The 3,335-nt window shown below is 51.1% G+C and carries 5 protein-coding genes; 1 reads left to right on the top strand and 4 read right to left on the bottom strand.

Features of this window, described 5'->3' with window-relative positions:
• From QZ506_RS16540 to QZ506_RS16525, 4 genes are all read right to left on the bottom strand, one after another.
• Positions 1-820: portal protein (locus QZ506_RS16540; RefSeq protein ID WP_291972566.1), on the bottom strand; the 820-nt coding region annotated here is incomplete at its 3' end.
• Complete coding sequence (locus QZ506_RS16535; protein ID WP_291972564.1) at positions 820-2,325, bottom strand: terminase family protein; 1,506 nt, start codon at positions 2,323-2,325, stop codon at positions 820-822. The genes QZ506_RS16540 and QZ506_RS16535, both read right to left, overlap by 1 nt.
• On the bottom strand, positions 2,303-2,788 hold the full coding sequence (locus QZ506_RS16530) for a DNA-packaging protein (RefSeq protein ID WP_291972562.1): 486 nt from the start codon (positions 2,786-2,788) through the stop codon (positions 2,303-2,305). The genes QZ506_RS16535 and QZ506_RS16530 overlap by 23 nt, the downstream gene beginning before the upstream one ends.
• Positions 2,789-2,798: 10 nt before the next feature.
• Positions 2,799-3,032, bottom strand: a complete 234-nt coding sequence (locus QZ506_RS16525; RefSeq protein WP_291972560.1) for a DUF2560 family protein — start codon at positions 3,030-3,032, stop codon at positions 2,799-2,801.
• 47 nt (positions 3,033-3,079) lie between these two features.
• On the opposite strand from QZ506_RS16525, the gene QZ506_RS16520 reads away from it, so the two are divergent.
• Positions 3,080-3,335 (top strand): hypothetical protein (locus tag QZ506_RS16520; RefSeq protein WP_291972558.1); only part of this gene is annotated, 256 nt, incomplete at its 3' end.

Genomic DNA, 3,335 nt, shown 5'->3' with positions numbered 1-3,335 from the left:
TGCGCTTAATCTTGCGCTCTGCAATCTTCACCATGCCGCGCTCTGCAAGCTCGTCGATAACATCCTTGATATCTTGCCTGAAGTAACTGACGGGCTCGCCTGTTAGCGGATCCTGATAGATGAATGCTGTCTCTTTCTTTTCCACCACCTCATAGAATTCAGCGATGTGAATGGTGTCCTGCGTCAGCCAGGGAAATACCCAATCATTGGGACTCTGAAAGCCAGGCTGATTGCTTGCATCCAGGTCGTGCTCTTCTGCGAAATCATCCCAGCCGTTACGGCTCATCGAATGGATGACAGTGCAGTGACGTGCGTCGCTCTTGTCCATCTGCTTGCTGTTGCTGTCCCAGATGACACATGAGCAGGCTGAGTGAATGGGTTCGCGCCGGATAATCTGGTTGTTACTGGTCGGGTCCTGGTCTTCGTACTCAGTGACGATGCGCCACGCCCCTACACCAGCCTCTACTTGCTCACGCACAGCGACGTTTACCGCTATCTTTGCTGAGTTATGTCTCATGTCAGTGCGGTACATGCCCATCAGCGTGTCTGCTGCGTCTGGCTTGGCTCCATCCTTCGGCCGATACAGCACGTCGATAGGGTTCTGACGCATCTCTGCGACCAACTTGCGCACTACTGGTCGCACAACGTCGAACTGCCCGCGGTACTGCAAGCTTGTGTACTGCGTTAGCCAGTCGTCCCACTGAGAGACGCGAGAGAAAAACAGGTCATTCTTCGCCTCGGTTCTGGCTTCATCTCCGGCTGTCCAGTCTGCGTCAAAGCGACACAGAATGCTCTCCAGCCTGCTTTCGTTATCAGCCATTATCTTCCTCGGGAAACTGGTTTAATCGGTGCTGGGATTTTCTTTTCTTTTGGCTTCCTGATGTCGCGCATCAACCTGGCAAAGCGACGCATCATGTAGCCGTAGCGAACGGCAGACAGAACGTCATCGTTGATTTTGACTATCTTTCCATTTTCATCGCGGTGATAGAGGCGGAACTCTTCAAAGAATGGCTCGCAGGTATTGAACACTTTGAACCTACCATCGAGCATCATGTCACGCAGTTCAGTGATTCCTGGCTCAACGGCGTTACCACCATCGGGCCACGTTGCATGCTCAGGCAGCATCATGAAACCAGCATCAGCATATTGAGCTTTAAGTTGCTCACCGCCGCCCTTCTCATGCTGATTGCCATCGTGAGGCCACGCCGTGGGAATTTTACTTGCCCATGATTTGACAGCGCCCCATGCCTGAACCGCTGTTTTCTCTTTGTCTTTCCACACGCGAGCGACATATATTGTGTCCGCGTCCTTGTCCCACCAGAGTTGAATCTGTGCTTGCGGGTGATCCCATCCGAAATCCATCGCGTCGATAACATAGAAATGATCAGGGCATCCAAACGGCTGGCACTTAATCGTCTCTTCCGGTATCTGGAAGATGCGACCGCTACCCATCGTCGGGATGCCACGCGCACGAGCTTCACGCTCATGCTCTGGATAGCCAGCAATGATTTGCTCTCGCAGCTCATCAGAATAATGTTCAGCGTCATAAATGGTCATGTTGACCACCTTCTGCGCCTTGCTGGGATTTTTGAGGAACTTGATTACAACGTCAGACATACCCATCAAGGGGGTGAATGTCAGGATTGAGAATTGCCCGTGCTTGTTAGTTCGCGTGAGACCTTCGCCATAAATGCCATACGGCGGCTCTTCGTCGAACCACACCCCATGGATGGTGTCACCTTGCCAACGGGCGCGACCTTGTGAGTACGGCTTGAAGTAGCAGATAGACATGCCATCTTCAACACCATCGGCAGTGTGGTGCCTGACAAGCAGGTGATCGACAAGGTTCGGGAAGAATGGTGACTTCTTCCAACTAATGATGTCCTCTTTCGGGATTGATCCGTAGCCGGGTTCATCATTCTCTTCGATACGACCACACAGAATGCGCTGTGTGGTCTTCGTTACTGTCTCGTTAGTCTCACCACCGACCCAGAACACAACCGGCTCATAGAAGCGCTTACCTTTCCAGTCCTCGCCGTATTTACCGTCATCTGGATATCCTTTAGTGCCGGGATAGCGCCCGGTGAGATGACAGGCCACCTCAGCACCACCGGTATAAGATTTACCCAACTGGTTGCCAGCCATAAAGCATCGCTCGGGGTAATCATGCCCTGCATCGGTAAATTCTCTTTGCCTGCTGTATGGAGTGAACTCGTAAAGCAGGTGGGTTTTGCGGTAGTTATCTTCTTCTTCCAGCAATTCGAGTAATTCTATCTGCTCGTCTTCTGTTAGCTCATCGATGTCAATCGTCGCTGCGTTTGCCACGTAAAAGCTCCTGAATTCGGGAAAGCCGCTTGCCGCGATCTCCCTTATCAGGTGTCACGTCTTCAACCTGCGACTGTTCTTTGAGGCCCAGGTCTCGGGCAATGATGTTTGCGTTGAGCAGGTCAGCAGCAGCGCCAGAGAATTTCTGGTCGTAGATGACTTTCTCCGCTCGCGTAGTGAGCACCATAAAATCTTCACGAGCGCGATATAGTTGCCACGTGCTTTCGGCAATATCCAGGAACAGGCATAGACCCGTTAATGTCATTGCTCGCATCTTTGCAATGGGTTCCTGCGTCACTTCCCCTTGATATGAGAAGGCCTTCATTTCCCACAATGGGTGCTCTTCTACCCACTCGAAGTATTCACAGCAGGCTGACCATAGCGCCTCGGGCGAATCGAACTTGGGGTTGCGCCCATGACTGCTACGAGCCTCCCAGAATCGGTTACCCTTTGGCGCTGCCATAATCATTTCCTCATCCAAATAGTGTCAGCGCTTCTTTTGCCTCGCGGATAGCTTTTTCAGTGCGAGCAAGCGGGGTTTGTTCGGCGGCTGCGAGTGTGTACTGGTCTTTGAACAGCTCGTAATTCAGCTTAACGCCAGCAACAAATTCAATGGCCTTTTCTGCCGCTGCTGTGTCAGATTGAACCAATCGCAGCAGTTCAAGATTCATTTGCTGAACGTCTGTTAATTCGGTGATTGCGGTCATTTAGAATAATCCTCTGAAAAATTGTTATATATCCAGTGAGATATACTTTGCCAATGCTGAAATATCGAACACTGTCGGGAAAATACTCTGGATTTCGTCATTTCTTCTTTGGCTGGTATTTCATCGCCCATGCCTTTGCCATGCGCAAGCAATCGTCAAACATCATTGTCTGGTTTCGCAGCTACCTGGCAGGTAAATTCTTCCGGGATCCTTCGATTTCCCGAATGCTTCGCTTGTCGGCGTTACACTTCTCAATAACGGTCAGCAGTTCTTCATTCAGCGCTACGCTCTGGCCGTATGTCA

The sequence above is a fragment of the Candidatus Symbiopectobacterium sp. genome, from assembly GCF_020054415.1.
GTDB lineage: Bacteria > Pseudomonadota > Gammaproteobacteria > Enterobacterales > Enterobacteriaceae > Symbiopectobacterium.
Note: the sequence above shows the minus strand (reverse complement) of the source record. Positions and strands in the feature narration are given on the sequence as shown.